This window comes from Bacillota bacterium (assembly GCA_040754675.1).
Taxonomy (GTDB): domain Bacteria; phylum Bacillota; class Limnochordia; order Limnochordales; family Geochordaceae; genus Geochorda.
In genome coordinates this window covers 1-1,509 of the sequence record JBFMCJ010000790.1, presented here as the reverse complement: position 1 = coordinate 1,509, position 1,509 = coordinate 1, and the positions used below count along the sequence as shown (strand labels likewise).

Here is a 1,509-nt window from a genome sequence, read left to right as displayed (position 1 = left end):
CATCCAGCCGGCTCATCTTTCGCCATGCTTCAAAGAGCGTCAATAGCTGTCGGGGCTGAGAGCTCTGCATCCATCGCCGGCCTGCTGGCGAGGGGTGAAGCCCTACGAACCGCCCACGCTCGCCGGCGGCACCGTCTTTCCGCCGCATCACGGCAACCTCACACAGCCCGGCCGACTGTGACAGCCCCAGGACGAAATCCGCCCACTCAGCGGGCCACCCGGGCGGCGGGCCGGCAAAGCGGCTCAAGAGGCGGCCCGCGACCCGCACGGGCAGCCGACCCTTCTGAGTCAGCGCCACCGGCTCGTCCTCGAAAAACGCAAGCAGGGTATACACGTCGTGCACCAGCGGGCCGGGCTCGTCGCCCATGACTCGCTGGGGCGAGTGGTCAGCAACCGCCCCGCTGCGCCCACCAACCGCCGCGCCGCGGGCTGGTGTGCCTCCAAGCCAGCCCACCACGAACGGGTGAACCCACGCTTCCAGGCCCGGCAGCCGCGCCCGCCAGTCGTCGGCGAGTTCGAAGGGCTTCGAACGCTCGGGCTCGGGGTACGGCCACAGGAGCCCCCGCCGGTAGAGTTCGAGGATGTGGGCTCCGGCCTGCGCCCGCCGCGCTGTCTCGGACGGCGATTCGCTCCCGACCGGTGCGCGCTGCCCGCTGCCACCCCCGGCCGCCCGCCATCGCTCAACCAGGAGCCGCCACGGCTCCGGTACGCCCGGCCCGCTCCGGCCCATCCGCCCGGCCTTGCGTCGTGCTCCTTTCGCTGGTGCCTGCTCCTCTTTGGGCGCCTGAGCCGCCACCAGGCGGACCGCTTCGGTTAGGAGGCTTGGCGCATCGGTAAACCCGCCGGCCTGTACCGCGACCTCCAGCACCCGGCGCTGAACCTCGTTGAGCCCTTCCAACCGCGCCCGCATACTGTCCGGGTCTTCGAGCCGTCGAACCAGCGCTTTGATGATGTCCGCTGTCGAGCGCGGCGGCCGATCCCCGGCCCTTACGACCCCGAACCGGACGGCCAGTGCAAACAGCGCCTGCTGGCTGTACTGGCGCAGGACGCTCTCCATCCGGCTGCGCAGGTCCTCCGGCAGGGCCGGGGCGTCTGCGTTCGCTGCGGCTGACATAGGGTCACTCCTTTTGCCGCCGGGTATCTACGTCACGAACCAGTCGCTCCCTCCCGGCCTGCAATTCGGGCCTCAGCCCGTCTGGCGGCCCCCAGCTCACCGGTTCAGCGCCCGCTGGAGCTCCACGAACCGCCGGTACCGGGCCTCGTCGAGTTCACCCGCCTCAAGCGCCACCTTCACCGCGCAGCCCGGCTCGTGGGCGTGCGAGCAGTCCCGGAACCTGCAACCCTTCGCCAGTTCCCCGATGTCCGGAAACAGGACGCCGAGCGCGTCGTCACCCGCCGCACCGGCCTCGGCAAAGCCGATCTCCCGAAGCCCCGGCGTGTCTAGGACCCGGGCCCACCCGATGTCATAGATGGCCGCCCAGCTCGTCGTGTGCCGGCCGCGGCCCAAAG

At 70.8% G+C, this 1,509-nt stretch carries 2 protein-coding genes; both read right to left on the bottom strand.

Features of this window, described 5'->3' with window-relative positions:
- Positions 1-1,114, bottom strand: a 1,114-nt coding sequence (locus AB1609_23670; GenBank protein MEW6049434.1) for a hypothetical protein, incomplete at its 3' end; no start/stop codon positions are given.
- Positions 1,115-1,210: 96 nt separating this feature from the next.
- A partial coding sequence (locus AB1609_23665) for a ribosome small subunit-dependent GTPase (protein MEW6049433.1) occupies positions 1,211-1,509 on the bottom strand: 299 nt, incomplete at its 5' end.